This window comes from Thermofilaceae archaeon (genome assembly GCA_038731975.1).
Lineage (GTDB): Archaea > Thermoproteota > Thermoprotei > Thermofilales > Thermofilaceae > JANXEW01.
This window is the reverse complement of the sequence record JAVYQJ010000016.1, coordinates 1-16,175: the sequence shown is the minus strand read 5'-3', so window position 1 is coordinate 16,175 and position 16,175 is coordinate 1. Positions and strand designations below refer to the sequence as shown.

The 16,175-nt window shown below is 58.7% G+C and carries 17 protein-coding genes and 1 CRISPR repeat array (1 of these 18 running past the window's edge); of the genes, 13 read left to right on the top strand and 4 right to left on the bottom strand.

All coding sequences use genetic code 11. The annotated features are described in order from the left end of the window. Positions 1-815: a CRISPR direct-repeat array (repeat unit 25 nt; unit sequence CTTTCTATTATCTCTTGATTGCGTC) (it extends 6,735 nt beyond the left edge of the window). Between the two features lie 185 nt (positions 816-1,000). Beyond that, positions 1,001-1,708 carry a CRISPR-associated CARF protein Csa3 gene (csa3, locus tag QXF46_06955; protein ID MEM0226599.1) on the bottom strand — a complete coding sequence of 236 codons (708 nt, stop codon included), beginning with the start codon at positions 1,706-1,708 and terminating at the stop codon, positions 1,001-1,003. 83 nt (positions 1,709-1,791) lie between these two features. Here csa3 and QXF46_06950 point away from each other — a divergent pair, with 83 nt between their 5' ends. The 10 genes from QXF46_06950 (at position 1,792) to cas4 (ending at position 10,809) form a co-directional block, all read left to right on the top strand. Then, on the top strand, positions 1,792-2,190 hold the full coding sequence (locus QXF46_06950; protein ID MEM0226598.1) for a hypothetical protein: 399 nt from the start codon (positions 1,792-1,794) through the stop codon (positions 2,188-2,190). A 5-nt stretch (positions 2,191-2,195) separates the two neighbouring features. Beyond that, positions 2,196-3,206, top strand: coding sequence for a DevR family CRISPR-associated autoregulator (locus QXF46_06945; GenBank protein MEM0226597.1), 1,011 nt, complete (start codon positions 2,196-2,198; stop codon positions 3,204-3,206). Next, the gene (gene cas5a / locus QXF46_06940; protein ID MEM0226596.1) at positions 3,206-3,997 is read left to right on the top strand and encodes a type I-A CRISPR-associated protein Cas5a; all 792 of its coding nucleotides are present in this window, start codon (positions 3,206-3,208) and stop codon (positions 3,995-3,997) included. The genes QXF46_06945 and cas5a overlap by 1 nt, the downstream gene beginning before the upstream one ends. A gap of 322 nt (positions 3,998-4,319) precedes the next feature. Next, positions 4,320-5,060 (top strand): hypothetical protein, encoded by a 741-nt coding sequence (locus tag QXF46_06935; protein MEM0226595.1) that lies wholly within the window; start codon positions 4,320-4,322, stop codon positions 5,058-5,060. A gap of 6 nt (positions 5,061-5,066) precedes the next feature. Next, positions 5,067-6,863: a CRISPR-associated helicase Cas3' gene (gene cas3, locus QXF46_06930; GenBank protein MEM0226594.1), complete on the top strand. Its 1,797-nt coding sequence runs from the start codon at positions 5,067-5,069 to the stop codon at positions 6,861-6,863. Between the two features lie 3 nt (positions 6,864-6,866). Next, positions 6,867-7,652 carry a CRISPR-associated endonuclease Cas3'' gene (locus QXF46_06925; GenBank protein MEM0226593.1) on the top strand — a complete coding sequence of 262 codons (786 nt, stop codon included), beginning with the start codon at positions 6,867-6,869 and terminating at the stop codon, positions 7,650-7,652. Between the two features lie 567 nt (positions 7,653-8,219). Continuing rightward, on the top strand, positions 8,220-9,011 hold the full coding sequence (gene cas4a / locus QXF46_06920; protein ID MEM0226592.1) for a type I-A CRISPR-associated protein Cas4/Csa1: 792 nt from the start codon (positions 8,220-8,222) through the stop codon (positions 9,009-9,011). Beyond that, a complete protein-coding gene (gene cas1, locus QXF46_06915) occupies positions 8,989-9,954 on the top strand; it encodes a CRISPR-associated endonuclease Cas1 (protein ID MEM0226591.1) in 966 nt (321 codons plus the stop codon). The genes cas4a and cas1 overlap by 23 nt, the downstream gene beginning before the upstream one ends. After that, positions 9,948-10,241, top strand: coding sequence for a CRISPR-associated endonuclease Cas2 (gene cas2, locus QXF46_06910; protein ID MEM0226590.1), 294 nt, complete (start codon positions 9,948-9,950; stop codon positions 10,239-10,241). The genes cas1 and cas2 overlap by 7 nt, the downstream gene beginning before the upstream one ends. 25 nt (positions 10,242-10,266) lie before the next feature. Next, positions 10,267-10,809 carry a CRISPR-associated protein Cas4 gene (cas4, locus tag QXF46_06905; protein ID MEM0226589.1) on the top strand — a complete coding sequence of 181 codons (543 nt, stop codon included), beginning with the start codon at positions 10,267-10,269 and terminating at the stop codon, positions 10,807-10,809. 306 nt (positions 10,810-11,115) lie between these two features. Here cas4 and QXF46_06900 read toward each other — a convergent pair whose 3' ends face one another. Next, entirely contained in the window at positions 11,116-11,856 is a 741-nt protein-coding gene (locus tag QXF46_06900) for a hypothetical protein (GenBank protein ID MEM0226588.1), read from the bottom strand. A 313-nt stretch (positions 11,857-12,169) separates the two neighbouring features. Here QXF46_06900 and QXF46_06895 point away from each other — a divergent pair, with 313 nt between their 5' ends. From QXF46_06895 to QXF46_06885, 3 genes are all read left to right on the top strand, one after another. After that, on the top strand, positions 12,170-13,732 hold the full coding sequence (locus QXF46_06895) for a TM1812 family CRISPR-associated protein (GenBank protein MEM0226587.1): 1,563 nt from the start codon (positions 12,170-12,172) through the stop codon (positions 13,730-13,732). Positions 13,733-13,803: 71 nt separating this feature from the next. Continuing rightward, the gene (locus tag QXF46_06890) at positions 13,804-14,055 is read left to right on the top strand and encodes an AbrB/MazE/SpoVT family DNA-binding domain-containing protein (protein ID MEM0226586.1); all 252 of its coding nucleotides are present in this window, start codon (positions 13,804-13,806) and stop codon (positions 14,053-14,055) included. Then, a complete protein-coding gene (locus tag QXF46_06885; protein MEM0226585.1) occupies positions 14,021-14,473 on the top strand; it encodes a PIN domain-containing protein in 453 nt (150 codons plus the stop codon). Before QXF46_06890 ends, QXF46_06885 begins: the two co-directional genes overlap by 35 nt. 60 nt (positions 14,474-14,533) lie before the next feature. On the opposite strand, the gene QXF46_06880 is transcribed toward QXF46_06885, so the two are convergent. Both QXF46_06880 and QXF46_06875 read right to left on the bottom strand, forming a co-directional pair. Beyond that, positions 14,534-15,931, bottom strand: a complete 1,398-nt coding sequence (locus QXF46_06880) for an ATP-binding protein (protein MEM0226584.1) — start codon at positions 15,929-15,931, stop codon at positions 14,534-14,536. Further along, the coding region (locus tag QXF46_06875; GenBank protein MEM0226583.1) for a hypothetical protein at positions 15,928-16,175 on the bottom strand (248 nt) is incomplete at its 5' end. The genes QXF46_06880 and QXF46_06875, both read right to left, overlap by 4 nt.

The window sequence follows — 16,175 nt, the reverse complement described above, 5'->3', positions numbered from 1 at the left end:
TGATGACCCAGAAAGTAGAAACCAACTTTCTATTATCTCTTGATTGCGTCGCGAGTATACAATTTTGTTCTGGGCCCTTGCATCGAAAAACGCTTTCTATTATCTCTTGATTGCGTCGATATATATGTGTTACTACCTATGTGCCACACATGTGTCATTTTTGAAAACTTTCTATTATCTCTTGATTGCGTCCAGCTCGTGCAGCTTCGCGCCGGCCTCCACGGCCTTACCCACTTTCTATTATCTCTTGATTGCGTCGAGGAGCGTCACAATAAAGCTGCTAGACGGCACGGTTGTGAACGGAACTTTCTATTATCTCTTGATTGCGTCGCGCACAACTGCCCATCGTACGTAGCGGCGATACCGAGGCTTTCTATTATCTCTTGATTGCGTCCACGTATTAGGCGTGCGCGTCCGGACGTGCCCCCGAACCTAGCGCCTTTCTATTATCTCTTGATTGCGTCCTGAGCCGGATCGTTTACACAGCTGTGCGGCGGGGTAGGGGCACCTTTCTATTATCTCTTGATTGCGTCTCGGCGCCCTCGCCTACGAGGCCCTCATGGCTAGAACCGAGTTCGACTTTCTATTATCTCTTGATTGCGTCCACCCATCCCACCTGCTGCAGGGATCCCGTGCCGGTAACCGTGCTTTCTATTATCTCTTGATTGCGTCGTGGCGTGGAGCGGCGTTCTCAGGGGGCGGGCAGGCGCTCGCTTTCTATTATCTCTTGATTGCGTCACTGGATCTTCTACAACGCGAGCGGGCTCGACGGGAAGGAGCGCATCGGTGTCTTTCTATTATCTCTTGATTGCGTCCGTTGTGTGTCTCGTGTGGGGGTTTTTAAGTTCTTCTGTTTTTCTCCCGCTTTCATTTTCCCTTTATGCGCACATCCTTTTTCCGTGTATGGTTGCGGCCGCGTGTTCCCCGTTGGGAACGGTTTTCCCCGCGTTGTTCCCAACCCCCGTCCAAAACCCTCAAATACCCCCGGCCCCGAATGTTCTCACACCTTTCCGTTATCTTTCCGCTGTTTGCCCCGGTTTTTCGGGTTGAGGGTTTCGGCGATGAGGAGGGCGAGCTGGGTGGCTTTGTAGGCTGTGGGTCTCGGGGTTTGGGGCTGGAGTAGGTTGAGGGAGGCGAGGGCGCGGATGTGGCGGGCGAGGGTGGACTCGTCTCTGCCCAGCTGCTGGGAGAGCTTCTTGACGGTGGCTTCGCGCTTCGATAGGGCCTGGAGGATCTCGATCTTCTCGGGCGTGAGCTCCCTCGCGACGCGGGGGAGCTGGAGGAGGGGTGTGGGCACGCTGAGGAGGGTGCTGGAGTCCTCGGTCTCGAGCTCGGCTTCGACGCTGGCGCCGCTGGAGGCGAGGAGCTGGGCTGCGAGGAGGGCTGCGATGCAGATGCTCCTCATCCCCCCGCTCAGGTTGAAGACGACCCTCTCCCCCTCCCCGGCTGCTGCCCTGACGGCCTGGACGATGCTCTGGACCATGCTCTCGAAGCCCTCGGCCGGGTTGAGGTGGAGCACCTTCACCCCGACGTCCGACCCGTAGTACCTGGTGACGAAGTCGGTGAGGAAGCCGATGACGCGGTCGCTCTGGGGTGCGGGAGGCCCGGTGGCGAGGAGGATGCGGTCGCCCCTGTCGAGGCCGTGCCTCGTGATCATGCGCACCGCGAACTTCTCCTCGAAGCCTATCGTCACCACGAACAGGGTCATTGCATTGTAAGTGCAACTTATGCTTTTTAATGCTTTTGAAGCTACCGTAAAGCTTAATTATCAATAAAGCGTACACTAAGCGCATGAGTAGTGAAAGAAAGAAGTTTGAGGAAAAGTATGGGGGTCTCATCTCGCTTTTCAGGCGGCTTGCGCAGGATAAGAGGTTTAGCCCCATAGATAGGATGGCTAGGGCTCTGGACCCCGACATGGTGCGAATCGCGCTCTACGATGCGATGCGCATTGCTGTCTCAGAGGAGTGGCCCCTCCCTCCACAGAGGGAGGTTGAAGAATTCCTCGAGGAGATTGAGCGTAACCCCGGAGTGGCGCAGAAACTGGCTGTCATCGCGATAACTGCGGCACCGGTAGCCGTGCAAGGAGCTGGTGCGCAAGCTGGAGGGCCGGCTCAGGCGACGCAGTCTGCAACGGAGGGGGGCTCGCAGCAGGCTGTTAGTGGTGCTACGCAACAGGTACCGGGTGGGTGAGAGTTATGGTGTTCGCATCCCTTAGCGTTAGGATGAGGGTTGACGTTGAGGCACTAAACATGGTTGAAGCGCTTGGGGCTTATGGCAGGCACAGAACGGCCTCGATACTGAAGCCCCGCCCCGATGGGCGCGGCTATAGGTTGATCATAGCTCCAGCAGTCTCGGGCCAGGCTTTAGCCTTCGGCTACATGAAAACGCTAGTGGCTCTGGCTCAGATGAAGAATCTCCCTGTTTGTGATGAGTGCAGGGAGTACGAGATTAGGGGAGGCTTCCTAAAACACGCCACAAGCGAGGATAAAACGCTGAGCGAATGGAAGCTTGTTGAGCAGTGCATCGTGGAGGATCTTACGGGTTTCCTCGTACCTGAGGTCACGATTCGGAGAACCTCCCCTCTCAGTTTCAGCTACATGCTCCCGGACATCGAGTCGTCAAACGTGGCCCTTGACCCGCAGTTCCACGTCAGAGCTCCGATGCCTGGTCAGCAGCCCAGGCCCTTCCAAGTTGAGGCGGGCACTGCTGTCTACACTGTAAGTGTGTTTATAGATGTGGGCAGGATAGGTACGGGTTATGAGAAAGTTCAGGGAGGGATCAGTCTTAAAGCACTTGACGGAGAAAAGAAGGGTGAGAGAATTCGAGTTGCCTATGAGGCGTTAGGATGCCTATTCGAAGGGTTAACGTTTGGAGCGAAGAAGGCACGCTACCTGCCGATTTATGAGATCGTTGGAGCCGTTGCAGCCCTCTCGAAACCTCTACCTTTTATGGTGAGCCCAGCCAGGCTATCTAAGAATAGGAACTACATTGAAGACACTATTAGTAGAGCCGAGAGGTACGTCTCATTGCTCAAAGATACCAATGAGGAAGTAGCTATATTCTACTTCGACAAGGAGGGTGTGTACACTCCTTCAGGCGCGTCTCCCGCGAATCCCAGCGTAACAGCCGTAGGCACGTTCTCGGAACTGATTGAGAAGCTGAGAGACAAGACCCTCGAATGGATTAAAGCGGGAAGTGGAAAGTGATGAGACGAGTATACGCCCTCCTCGTGAGACTCTCTCTACACTCACCGATATCGGTTTTTGTACCATTAACTTCGATATCTGCAGACTCCTTCCTACTGCCGCCGCCCACCACACTGGTTGGTGCACTAGCTTACCCGTACTTCAGGTTGCGCGGTTCTTACATGGAGCTTGTTAACGATTGCTCACCGGCGGTGGAGCTCGTAGAGCAGGGAAAGGTACTGTATGCCGCTGCCGCACCGGTCTACACTTACGTTACGTTCAGAACCGTCGAACGAGTGTACCAGCACATATACCTCCGAAAGGACTACTGGAGTAGACTTGAAATGGCCTATACAATCGCTGCACGGAGGTGCACTCTTGCTGACCAGCTGTACGCGTTCTACCTAATAACGGACCCCGAGTTGATTAGGTGCGCATACGGCATCGTAAGAGTGGGGAGGAAGGAGGGTTTGGTTTCTGTCGAAGAGGTTGTTTTCGAGGAGGCGTCGAAGATCATCCGGGACGATACTGAGTGCGAAACGCGCTTCTACTTCCCCAGGGCCATCGCACAGGATTATGATAGGGATGCAGGTGTTATCGAAAGACTGCCTAGACTCACTCCTGAGAATTTCAGAAAGAGCATTTCAGATCCTCGGAGTATACCGTACGAGGAGTATGTAGTTCCAAGCCCACTTTCACTGAAGCCCGTAAGCGTAATCTTAGGCGAGCGAGGCGTCGTAATGACCATGGCTACGTCGACTGAGCTCCTGTGCATACCGGTCCCCCGTGAGGTGCTAGAGCATGGGCGGTAGAAGAGGGCAGACAAGCTCCAGAGGAGCTGGGAGGGCACCAGTTGTAACGATCGGTAATCTAGCCGAATTCGAAGGTTACTCGTTCGCCTGGTTCGCTGATGCAGCTCTACGCTTAACTATAGGGATGGTAATCCAAGACTTAAACGCTGGGAACGCCATCAGCATGCTCCAGAATCTTCACAATCACGTCACGCAGTCACCGGCAGTGAAAAGCCGCCTCGCGAACCGCCCTCCCTTCCCGCTTGGCCCTAAAGATCAGTCGATGACCCTTCAGGACGCTCTGAACGTTATAAGCACCTACATCAGTGCCCAGGGTCATGGTATGAAGACCTTGTCGCTACCGTCAGCTCTCTCGATAGATTTCGCAGAGCACGTAAGAATTGTGGGCGGGCCCGGGCGTAAGAAAAGGGACGTTTTCAGAGCCAGCGAGGAGGTTATTGCGCTTGCTTGTATTGGCGCTCTGCTCACCTTTGCATACATTGTGGGGGGACGAGAAGAGGGCATAACGGAGTACGGCTACGTAATGGTAAGGCTACACCCCCAGCTAGCCCCCCTTAGCGGAAGAGTAAACTCCCTGGTCCGCCGCGTAACCCGAAGATTAGCTCAGGCGAACATGGGATTCCTCCCAATACTGATCGGGGCTTCAGCCGCTGTCGCGGTGAGAGCCGCGAGGCTAAAAGTGCTGAAGAGTATCTTCAAAAACCCAACGTCCTTCGAGTACCTCCGGCTAGCCCTCTCCGGGCAGAAAGTAATGGCTAAGGGCTTCGACAGCATCGATATAACGGGTCTGGTGAAGATGATCGGGCTTAGCGGTGCTGCGGGCTCCATAGTCCGGCTGCTGATGAACTGCCCAGCGGAAGGGTTCAACAACTACCGTGGGCTTGTGCAAAACCTCGCCAACGGCCTAGCGATGTACCACTTCTATCGGCAGCCGATCTACCTCTACGGCGCGCTTCGCTTACTAACTTCAGCTGAAGTTCAGCGGGAGGGTAGTCAAATCTTAAAGGGTAACTGGAACCAGGTCGCTCAGAGGTTGATGAATTTGTCGAGGCTGATAACTTGAGGCAGTATGAGCGGTGAGCTGGTCAATTCGGTAGTGGAGTACCTCCGCGGCTCCTATAACGCGTCTGAGATAATCGTTGTCGAAGCGCCTCCCGGTTACGGGAAATCTACGTCCGTCCCCCTGCTAGCGAGCGAGCTCCACGAAATAGGGGTTTCCAGAAACCTCATTCACGTCCTTCCGCTGAGAGCAATCATCAGCGATATTTACAGGAATTTCTACCTCGCCGCTTTCGATCCGCAGAAATCGGATGCTCGCTTAAAGATAGCCCGGGAGGCATTCGAGAGAATGGGTGTGGGTGAGGGCGATGTGGCCTACCAAATGTGCATGGACTTAATGTTCAGGGAGTACGGCAGCGGGAATCGATCGTCTATCAAGGCCCAGAAGAGCCCCGCTTTCGATGCCCGAGCGATCGTGACCACGTTAGACTCATTCGCTTACAACATGATGCGTGTTCCAGTCATCGATAGTTTCAGAAGCGTCAAGCGCTACGCCATCCTGAGGGCTAGGATCCTTGCCTCATCGGTCTTTCTCGACGAGGCTCATATGATCCTGCGCTACCCTGAGGACGAAAGCACCGGGAAAATGCTATGCTTCCTCAGGAAGCTGATTGAGTACTCTCTGAGCGCGAGAATACCGCTGGTGGTGATGTCAGCAACTCTCGGGAGCGTCTTCAAGCAGAAGCTGGTTGAGTGGTCCAACCAACGGCTAAGGATATTCACGCTGGGGCAGGAGTGGAAAAAGGAAGGTCGCACTTTGGTGCTGAAGGATGCTAACTTCTTGGATTGGGCTAAGAAAATTTCTTGGAAGACTGAGCTTACTGAGGAGGAAAAGGTAGTGGAAAAGGCAAAAGAGCTCGTCTACTCCGGCAAGAGGGTTCTCATCGTAAGAGATAGCGTTCGAAAAGCTATGGAAAGTTATCGGGCGCTGAAGGATGAGGTTAACGCTGTTCTGATCCATGGCCAGTTGACGCTCAGAGATAGAACGATCGCCACGCATAGGATCGAAGAGCTTCAAAGGGGCTGTTCACGCGGATTCGCCGTTGTTGCAACGCCTGTAGTTGAAGCCGGAGTGAACTGGGATTTCGATGCAGCCTTCAGAGACGCTACGAACACTTTCTCCCTAGTCCAGGTTGCTGGTCGAGTGTGTAGACGCATAAAGGACCCTGGGGAGGAGGGAGAAGTATACCTGATAACCCATGAGGGTAGTAATCGTAGGCTGGTGAATTTCGTCAGCAGCGCGAATATAGAGGGGAGCCGAATCGACTGGAGGATACCCTTCGATTACAACGATGGGGGCAAAGTGTACGGTTACGAAAGGATAATCGATTTGCAGGAGGGTTTAGATAGGCTTCACGAAGAGGGCGTGGACGTTTACGAGGTACTCTTTTTCGCTTTCATGCTTCCGTCTAGAAACATTAGTGCTCTCGAGGAGGAGATGAACTACTCGCTGCTGAGGGAGCCGCTCACTCACTTCTTTGTCGGCAGACCAGAGGACTTGCGGGACAGTGAGTTGGGCGAGATAGTCGATAGGACGGTGACCTACGGTTTAAGCTTGCTCCGAAGGCTTCAAGATAAGATAAGGGGCTTCGCCGCTGTAGGTATTTACAGGGATGAATCGGGAAAATATTTGGGCGTCGAAGTTCTGACGTGCAAAGAAGCGCCGAAAGAGGAGAGGGATTACAGTCGCATGAGTAAGGAACTTATTCGGAAGCTCGTAGCAATGGATGCTGAACCGCTCCTTACATGCTACATCCTCGATGAAGGCGCATACGAGGAGGGAATAGGTTTCCGGTTCGGGGATTAGCGTATGAGCTGCTTCGCGTACAGGGGACCCCACGGCACGTGTGAGCTATTATGCGAGCACCTCATTAACACGTACAGGCAGGCTTCGATGCGGTGGGAAACCGATGCTCTTTCGCAGAAAATTTCGTACGTTCTCCGCCTCGAAAAAGCTGAGGTACGCGAATGTATACTTCTGGCTGCGCTTCTCCACGATATAGGCAAAGCTGCTCAGAAATTCCAAGAGGAATGCCTGAAAGGGATTTGCGAAAGATTCCCACAACACTACCTAGTCTCAGCTTTCTATGCTCATATTGTTTTGTGTAAAGCTTTCGATCTTAATCTGCACACGGAGAATATCATCAGCTTGTTGAAGGGAGAAAATGGAGACCGGGAGGAGTTGATCAGTCTACTTGTGCTTTACCCAATAGCTTTCCACCACTACCATCAGGTTCAAGACTACACCTCTTACAAGCCCGAGGAAATTACATCGCCTATACATGAGGTTTGTAGGTGCTGCTTCGAGCAAATAGGTGAGCTTATAGCAAGCGAGTTCAACGTGCTAAAGGATGTTGGCAAGCATTTGAAGGATCTTCCAAACATACTAGTTACCAAAAGCGGAATTTTAAGATCTAAAATCTTCGTAAACAACATTCATGAAGTCATCAATAGAGTAGGGAGACCAAGAAGCTTCTTACCCCCAGCCATTGAGGCGGTAACAGGAATTGTTAACCTATGTGATGGGATTACTGCAAGGTCTAGTAGAGGAAGACGAAATGCGGGAAGGAGAGAAGAAGGCGCTGCCTCGTTGTAGTGAAGAGAAGCTATAGCTCTAGGAATGAAGCTTACAGCGCACGCTAGCTAGACCACTCGCAGCAGGATCCCCGATACGCAGCTCGCTTAACCGGTCGTAAAGAGCCCTGCAGGGGCGAAGATCCTTACTTTTGGAGCGATAAAGGGTCGAAACTCTGAATGGAAAGAGTAACTTAGAGGACAGGATCTGCGATATCTCAGTGCTCGAAGTCGGCTGAGGGAGAGATTGGCGTGCCGCTTTTCGGCGGTCATCTGTTCCTTTGACTGAGGCGAATAGTTTCGGCGACTGCGCCTAGGGGGGTTTTCTCGATCAGAGATGGAGCTAAAGCTGTTTGTTAGCTAATATTGTCCTCATTGATTAGTTTGGCAATGAGTTTCCTTATGGAAACAGCATTGGGCTTAACTCGCCGGAACGGGGACGTTTTAGAGGCCTTGCTCATAGCGCTGCAGCCCCCTAATGGTTTAGATCGGAGCTTAACTATCAAGCGTTTTCGGTAGTTTTTCCACCGGAAACCGGGGTGGATATGTTTATAAGGTGGCTGTAACTAACTGTTATGGAGGAAATATGTTGCCAGATTACGTATGGGAGAGGGCTAGGGCTCTGGGGGCCGCGGAGCTGGTGGCGGAGCTGCGGGGCTGGAGGGGTGATCTCGTGGGGCCGAGGCGCTCCTTTACTCCCACGGTCTCGGAGCTCTCCTCGCCTTGCCCGTCGAAGAGGGACGTGTACCTCTCCCGCGTGATGGGCCTCAAGCCGCCGGATGGACAGCTGCTGAGGGTGGGGGCTGTGCTGCACAGCGCCTTCCTGGAGCCCTTCCGAGCGGCGCTGAGGCCGGGCAGGCTGATGGAGGAGCTTGCGGCGAGGAAGGCCGGTGTGCTCCGCGGCTTGACGGGCCAGTTGAGGAGGAGGGCTGCCGAGGCCTTCGACGTCGCCGCCTCCTTCGCCTCCTCCTGGGTGTTCGGGGGGCGCAGGCTCCCCGTGGCTGTGGAGCCGGAGCTGCCGGGTAGCCCGATCGGCCTCTCCGGCGTTGTGAAGCCGGACCTCGTGGTCGGGGTGGTGCCGGTGGACTTCGTGTTCGGGGACGGCTCGAGGAAGGAGCTGGCTGTCGCCGCCTACGCGATGGCCCTGGAGGCGGCCGCTCTAGTGCCGGTCAACTTCGGCGTGGTGGTGAGCCTGTCGTGGGAGGGGAGGGTCTCGTGGAGGGTGGTGACGGTGGACGACGAGCTGCGCGGCAGGGTGCTGGACGTGAGGGATGAGATCGCGAGGATCGTGGAGTCCGGCGACGACCCGGGTCGGGCTGACTCCTGCCCGCAGCTGTGCCCTTGGAGGGGTGTCTGCCTTGAGGGCGCTGTTCGTCTCTAAGCCCTGTAAAGTCTACGCGAGGAGGGGCGTGGTCACGGTCCAGGCTGCGGACGGGGAGCGGGTTGAGGTTTCCCCGGCCCGCTTCGACGCGCTGATTGTCGCGACGAGGGCCGCCTCCCTCTCGAGCGCGGCCCTGAGCCTCCTGGCGGTGCAGGGCGTTGACGTGGTGGTGCTGGGCCCGCGCGGCGAGCCTGTCGCCAGGCTGTACCCGCCGGTGATCAACAAGACGGTTGAGACCAGGGTGGCCCAGTACAGGGCGATGCTGGATGGGAGGGGCTTGGAGGCGGTGCGCAGCATCGTCGAGGCGAAGCTGAGGAACCAGGCGGCCGTGCTGAGGTACGCGGCGAAGTCGAGGAGGGAGGAGTGGCCGGCTCTGGAGGCGGAGCGGATCCTTGAGGTGGCTGATGAAGTCAGGTCCTGCAGGGCGGGGGCGCTGGAGTTCATGGAGCTCGAGGCGAGGGCTGCGCGCATCTACTGGCGCGCGGTGGCCAGGCTCCTACCCGGGGAGTACGGGTTTGAGGGGAGGGATCCGGCGGCCTGCGACCCGTTCAACCTGGCCCTCAACTACGGGTACGGGATCCTCTACTACCGGTGCGAGAGGGCCCTGCTCCTGGTCGGCCTCGACCCCTACGGGGGTTTCATGCACGCTCCCAAGAGCGGGCACCGGACGCTGGTGTACGACTTCGTCGAGCAGTTCAGGCCGGTGGCTGTGGACAAGCCCCTCATCTTCTCAAGCCCTAGGCTGGAGGTGGTGAACGGGGTTCTGACCAGGGAGTCGAGGAGGGCGGTGGCGGAGGTCGTGCTGGAGGCGCTCTCCAGGCCGCACGGGGACGGGGCCTCGAAGGCTCCGCTGGACAGCATCATCCTGCGGAAGGCGGCCCAGCTCGCCTCCTACCTCAGGGGCTCGGAGCCCGTCTACGCCGCCTACAGGGTGAGGTGGTAGGCTTGCGGCTGATCGTGATCTACGACATCTCGGATAACGAGTCCAGGGAGAGGGTGGCGAGGAGGCTGAAGCTGATGGGTCTGGCGAGGGTGCAGAGGAGCGCCTTCGTCGGGGTGGGAGGGGTGGCTAGGGCGAAGGATGTGGCGAGGGCCGTCGCTCCCCTCATCGACGCCTCCACGGACTCGGTCATCGTCTTCGTCGTCCCCGGGAGGAGCGTGAGGGAGGCCTTCGTGCTGGGAACCCCGATGGCCCCGCTCGAGGGGGTGAGGCCCTACGCCACTGTCTAGCCTCATCGAGGCCGGCCTGCTCCCCGTGAGGCTGCTGAAGGAGTACGCCTACTGCCCCCGCTACGCCTACCTCCAGCTGTTCGTCGAGAGGGACTACGTGACCGAGTCGATGCGCGCCGCACAGCGCTTGGACGTTCAGCTCGCCCACCTGGCGCCGGAGGGCTGGAGGGTTGAGAGATGCGTGAGGGTCGCCAGCAGGCGGCTGGGGCTTTACGGCTTCGCGGACGCGCTGCTAATCAACGGGCGCCTCTTCAAGGCTGTGGAAGTGAAAGCCCTAACCCCCGTCTCCCGGAGGGCACTGAGGGGCAGGCTGAGGCACGTGCTCGCGCAAGCCGTCGCCTACGGCCTCTGCGCGGAGGAGACGATGAGGCTCACCCTCGCGAGCGTCATCGTCGTCGGCTCCAACGGCCCGGTGGAGGAGAGGGTCACGCCCGCCACCCGCCGGTACGTCGAGTCGCTGGCCCGCGGGCTCTGGAGGATGGTCGCCGCGCAGCTGCCACCAGCCCCGCTCAGGGGACCCCGCTGCGGCTACTGCGCCTACAGCACCCTCTGCAGAGCCCTCGGCTAGCCTCCGCAACCCGCAGCCTATCGAGCGAAAACGCCCGACTCCGCTGCGATGCCCAGTAGTACATGGTATCGTAGCCCCATATCGCATTCCTAGCTCCCGAGTTTATGCTACACATGATGGGTTTCCTCGAATTTTTCTGATCTTGACACGCGTGATCGGGGGCGCGTCTTTTGCCACACTGACGCTCCTCTGTGTAGTTCTCGAAACTCAACTTCGAAACATCACAACCTCTAAGCGAGGCATGCTGAGCTGGGTGAGCCTTGCCAGGTTTGACTCCTTCAAGGCCTTGCTAACGGGTTCTGCGCTCTACGGCATGTCGCAGTCGAAATCAAAATTCCTAGTGAACTTCACGTAGTTGCATTCATCCAACATCTTCAATATAGACTCGCGGAATGAAAACGCCTGGACGAAGTCCCTGTCGACGACAAAGGATAAATGCTCTTTCCATAATTCATCCTCATTCGTGATTTTCAGCAGCTCCCGAGCTATTTCCTGAGACTGGCACATAAACTCGATGTAGCACTCTCTATCCCCATGTTTTTTCTCTCTGTGCAGCTTATGATAGGCACCTCGGATGCCCGCGTCCCACATCATAAACACGTTAGGGTTGATCAAATGCAAAATTTTGGAGGCACCCGTAAATCCTATCGACTTTTTCGATGAGAAGGTGTAGAAAATATCGCCTATTTTCTCAATATCTTTCCTACTCAATTGAGCAAGGTTTTTCGATCGAAAATAATCTAAGTAGGGCTTGCACGCATAGTAGGAGTCCATGATATCCTTCTCTAGGTTAGCTTTAACATCTGTCGGCAACCATTGATAGTACATCGCGTTCCAGGTAAGCACCATTGTTTTTGCCCCAGCAAGTACAAAGTGGGGATTTTCGGTGTTACGCATTAAATACCATGAGACCACGTATGGGATGTCCCTCTGCTCTATCTCATGGTACTTCCTACATCCGCAGAGCAGCGTTGAAGGCGACCGCTTTACCTTATTAATGAAGTTCTCTACATCCTCTCCTCTCATCGTTTCTTTCTCTCTTTTCATCGATTTTCAGACAAATGGGTTCCAAATATGTATGCTGCTGACCCCTTCTTCTTAGGGATGAAAGCACGATAGATGACGGATTACTCCAGCGACTGGGGGTCTTTACCGCCTTGCGCTAGCGTGCGGGCTGGCTCGCGTTCCCCTTCATTGTTTGCTGCTCTGTGGAGATGCTTAATGCGAGCTGGTTACCCGGTTTATATACTGGTTTCGTGTCCGCGCTGCTGCTGGGAGCTTGGTGGTCTCTGCAGTGGGGTGGCCGCTTGTTTCAGCGTTGCCCAGAAATAACCCTTGTGTCCACTGCATTTGACGGGTGGTGTCCGGCGGTGTTCTGATAGTTTCGACGTGGGGTGACCCTTCGCGGTGGGCGGGGGTTAGGTACAGGTTTCGCGAGCTCGCGGGTAGGGCTAGGAGTGCTCTGCCGCTGATCCTCTATGGGGCTGGCCGCGGCGCGAGGGCGCTCATCCTCGTTCCTGACACGCTCTACGCTTCGCCCGGCCTCCGGGCTGGCTCGCTGCCGGGAACTTGGGGGGAGTTGGAGCGTGAGGTTAGGTGCTGGGTTGAGAAGGTTTACGGCGAGTTCGTTGACGCCTTCGAAGTTGAGGAGGAGTCTCTCGACGAGGGGGTGAGGGGGTGGCTGAAGGGCTCGGTTGAGGTTCTGGTGTGCCCGGGGTTCGGCCGCTTCAGGCTCAAGGATCGCTGGTTGGTCTTCAGGGGCTCGCTGCAGCTCTACAAGAGCGTGGTTCTCCTCCACGTGCTGAAGAAGGTTCTCGACGCGGGCGGGGTTGACGAGGTCTGGCTGGACCTCACCCACGGCGTCAACTACATGCCGAGCACGGCGCTGGTCGCCGTTCTGGCGGCGCTCAGGGTCCTCAGGTTCAAGCTCAAGGACTTGCGCTTGAGGATCCTGAACTCCGACCCCTTCCCCGGCCCTGAGGGTGGGCTCGTTGAGCTCGCGGTGCACGAGATGGTGCTGGACCCGGGCTTCTACCAGTTCCCCAACCCTGAGGCGGGGCGGGGGAGGAGGCTGCTCCACGACGTGCTGGACCTCCTCCAGCAGCCGCAGACGCTCCTCTCGGTAGACTTCAGGGGGGTTGCGGGAGGCCTCCGGGAGCTTGGTGAGAGGCTCTCCGGCGCCAGGGAGGTTTTCGAGAGCCTGTGGTACGCGGCCAGCTTCGGCTTCCCGCTGGTAGCCCTCGACTACGCGCCCAGGCTGCTGGGGCGCGCCCAGCTGCCGAGGCTCAGGGAGGTGGTGGACGAGCTGATCGGTGCCGTCGCGGAGGCCTTGAGAGGTGCCAGGCTCGCTGAGGAGGGGGGTGAGGTCACCGTGGACACGGCGTGCCTCATCAGCGAGGGGAGGTGGCGGACGCTGGAGGTGCTGCTCGAGGCTTACTCGGCCGCGGAGGCCCTGCTCGAGGCCGTGGAGCGCTACCGGCCTGTTGAGGTGGGGGGTAGGAGGGGCTACAGGCTGTCGGACCTCTGGAGCTTCGCTGAGCAGCACTTAAAGCCTACGGCGCCGCACGTCGAGTACCTCCTCAGCAACGAGGAGAACAACCTCCTCAAGTGCCTCCTCGCGGCGGAGGCTTGCGGCAAGCTGGAGCGGTGGTGCAGCTTCAGGGAGCTGGAGCGCGAGGCCAGGGAGCGGGAGAGGGAATTGCGGGAGCGCTGGGAGGAGCTCCTGGAGGACAGGGAGTTCCGGAGGGCCGCGAGGGAGCGGGTGATCCTGAGGTACAGGGACGGCTACCAGCCCAGCTACAGGGACAGGGTGTTCATCACCCACTCAGGCCTACCCTACGATGGCGTCGAGGTCTACTGCAGCCGCGGGCAGCCCCGGCCTGATCGCGGGTTTGAAGCCACCGGCTTCGCTCACCCACCCTAGCCTGGTTTCGGCCTATTAACCTGACTAAATTCTTATAACCTGGTGGGAGCCCTTTAGCCTGGTGCGGGTTGGTGGCTGTGGTCTTTAGGGCTCGCGTGGGGAGGAAGTACGCCGTGTACCTCCCGAGGGCCGTGGTTGAAGCCGTGGGGCTGCGGGAGGGGGATGGCCTGCTGATCAGGGTTGAGGGGGGGAGGATCGTGCTGGAGCTGGTCCGCGACCCCATCCGGCTGGCCCTGGCGGGCAGGAAGTTCGCCTCCGTGAGCCCGGAGGAGGTTGAGGCGGTGAGCCTTGAGGAGCAGGCGAGGTACGGGGGTTCTGCTTGACACGTCCTTCATCCTCCCGACCCTCGGGATCGACGTGGGAGGGGAGGTTCTCAGGGGCTTGAGGGCTCTCGCCGACTCAGGCCTGGAGGTCTACTACTCGCGCTTCAGCATCCTGGAGGCTCTCTGGGTTGCTGCCAGGAGGCTTTCGAGCCCGGAGGCTCGCGAGGCCCTCAGCGAGGGGCTTACGAGCATCCTGGAGAGCGGGGTCTACCGGGAGGTTAGGGAGGACGCTTGGGTCTTCGCGGAGGCTGCCAGGTTGTACGCGCTCGGCCACAGGGACATGATCGACAACATCCTCTACGCCGCCTCAGTCCGCTACAACTTGAGGTTCCTCACGCTCGACAGGGAGCTGAAGGAGTTCGTCCGCAGGATCGGGTTGAGGGATACGCTGGTGTCGCCCGACGAGCTCACCGCCTGATGGGGCTGCGAGAGCTTGAAGCCCGCTCCAGCGCGCGGGAGAATCGATTGTCGTGGCGTTCTAGCCTGTGCCTCCGCTCGGCGCCTTTACCCGGAGCTTGACTCCGGAGCCTCCGTGGGTGGTCTTCCTCCCTCTAACCTCGACGAGGACTGGGTAGCGGGCGGAGACGCCGGTCACGAGCGCCACGCCGGTGGGCAGGTGGGGGAGGAGCTTCGCGTAGCTCCCCAGGGCGGGCTTGAGCATCGCCAGGTCGGTTGGGCTGTCCATACGCAGGAGGATCTTCGTCCCGCACTGGCTGAGCACGTCCTTGTCGAGGCCCACGACCCTCTGGCTGGCGATGGTGAGGGAGGCCCCGAACTTCCTCCCCTCCCTAGCAACCGTCCGGAGCGCCGTCCTCGAGAACGTTTCCTCGTCGACGGGCAGGAAGCGTTGGGCCTCGTCGACGATCAGGGCGAAGGGCGGCGCGTCGCCCAGCTTCCTCGCCTCGAAGAGGCGCCAGACGATGGAGCCGGCCAGCGCCCTCGTTACGTGCTCCGGCATCCCGAGCCCCACGTCGATGATGAGCGCCTCGCCCTCGGCCAGCTCGAGCCGCTCGCCCTTCCCAGTGAAGGCGCCGTAGGCCTTGAGGACCCTGAGCCTCCTCACCAGCGCGATCAGTGTCTCGTCCCTGAAACGGAACTGAGCCGTAACCCTCCTCACCGCCTCCTCGAGGTCCTCGAGGTAGGGGCCCTCGGCCTCCTGCCAGGCCAGGTAGAGCAGGTCCCTCTGCACGTCGCTCATCTCGGTGGCCTCGGCTATCGCGTCCGGCGAAACCTCCCCGGGCGGGATGGCGACCCGGTCGGCCCGCAGGCGCCTCACCCTGTAGCGCTCGGAGAGGGTCGCGTACTCGCCGTGGGGGTCGAGGACGACGAGGGGGAGCCCGAGCTCCAGAACCTCCTCGGCCAGCACTCCGCACGTGTAGGACTTCCCCGAGCCCGTCGCCCCCAGAACCGCAACGTGGTGCTTCAGCAGAAGCTCCGCGTCCAGCACCGCTTCAACCCCGCTCCTCCAGACGCGCCCCAGCCTAACCCCTCCCTCCACGAAGCCGAGGAGCCTGGCGAGGGAGGTGCCGGCCGCCGTGTACACGGGGGAGCCGGGGGTGGGTGGGGTGCTCGGAGGGTGGATGCCGTCCTCAGCCACGATGCCGACCGCCTCGGCCCTGGCCACGTGGACCTCGGAGGTCTCCAGGGCGGCTCTGCTGGGCAGCTTGAGCCCGTAGAGCGAGTGCTCCCTGACGAGCCCGGGGCTCGAGAGCAGCTGGTTCTCCACGTAGGCTTTCGCGACCCTGGCGAGTAGAGCCCCCCTATCCAGGGGGACCTCGACGAAGTCCCCCACCGCGACGCTGCCCGGCTCCTCGAGCTCGAACTCGAAGCTGGAGTTGGTGGGCGGCCTCCTGGATATGACGTAGCCGACCCTCACGGCCCACCCTCCCTGAAGGCCCGGTTCAGCGCCTGCTCGAAGGCCCTCCTGATCCAGCTGAGGTGGGCCTTCGCCGCGCTCTCGGCCTCCGAGACGCCGACGGGCATGCCCCCCACTTGCAGGTTGGGGGCCAGAGAGGCGATGAGCTCCCGCTGGGCTTCCACCGGGTCGCCCCGCGTTACGTACTCGACCTTGATCAGCCTTTCGCCCACCTTCCAGTAGAACTCGTACCAGTCCTCAACGC

What these genes read in the sequence shown, in the direction of transcription:
- csa3 (MEM0226599.1), bottom strand. Translation starts at nt 1,708, where the DNA reads ATGACCCTGTTCGTGGTGACGATAGGCTTCGAGGAGAAGTTCGCGGTG.
- QXF46_06950 (MEM0226598.1), top strand. Translation starts at nt 1,792, where the DNA reads ATGAGTAGTGAAAGAAAGAAGTTTGAGGAAAAGTATGGGGGTCTCATC.
- QXF46_06945 (MEM0226597.1), top strand. Translation starts at nt 2,196, where the DNA reads ATGGTGTTCGCATCCCTTAGCGTTAGGATGAGGGTTGACGTTGAGGCA.
- cas5a (MEM0226596.1), top strand. Translation starts at nt 3,206, where the DNA reads ATGAGACGAGTATACGCCCTCCTCGTGAGACTCTCTCTACACTCACCG.
- QXF46_06935 (MEM0226595.1), top strand. Translation starts at nt 4,320, where the DNA reads ATGAAGACCTTGTCGCTACCGTCAGCTCTCTCGATAGATTTCGCAGAG.
- cas3 (MEM0226594.1), top strand. Translation starts at nt 5,067, where the DNA reads ATGAGCGGTGAGCTGGTCAATTCGGTAGTGGAGTACCTCCGCGGCTCC.
- QXF46_06925 (MEM0226593.1), top strand. Translation starts at nt 6,867, where the DNA reads ATGAGCTGCTTCGCGTACAGGGGACCCCACGGCACGTGTGAGCTATTA.
- QXF46_06900 (MEM0226588.1), bottom strand. Translation starts at nt 11,856, where the DNA reads ATGAAAAGAGAGAAAGAAACGATGAGAGGAGAGGATGTAGAGAACTTC.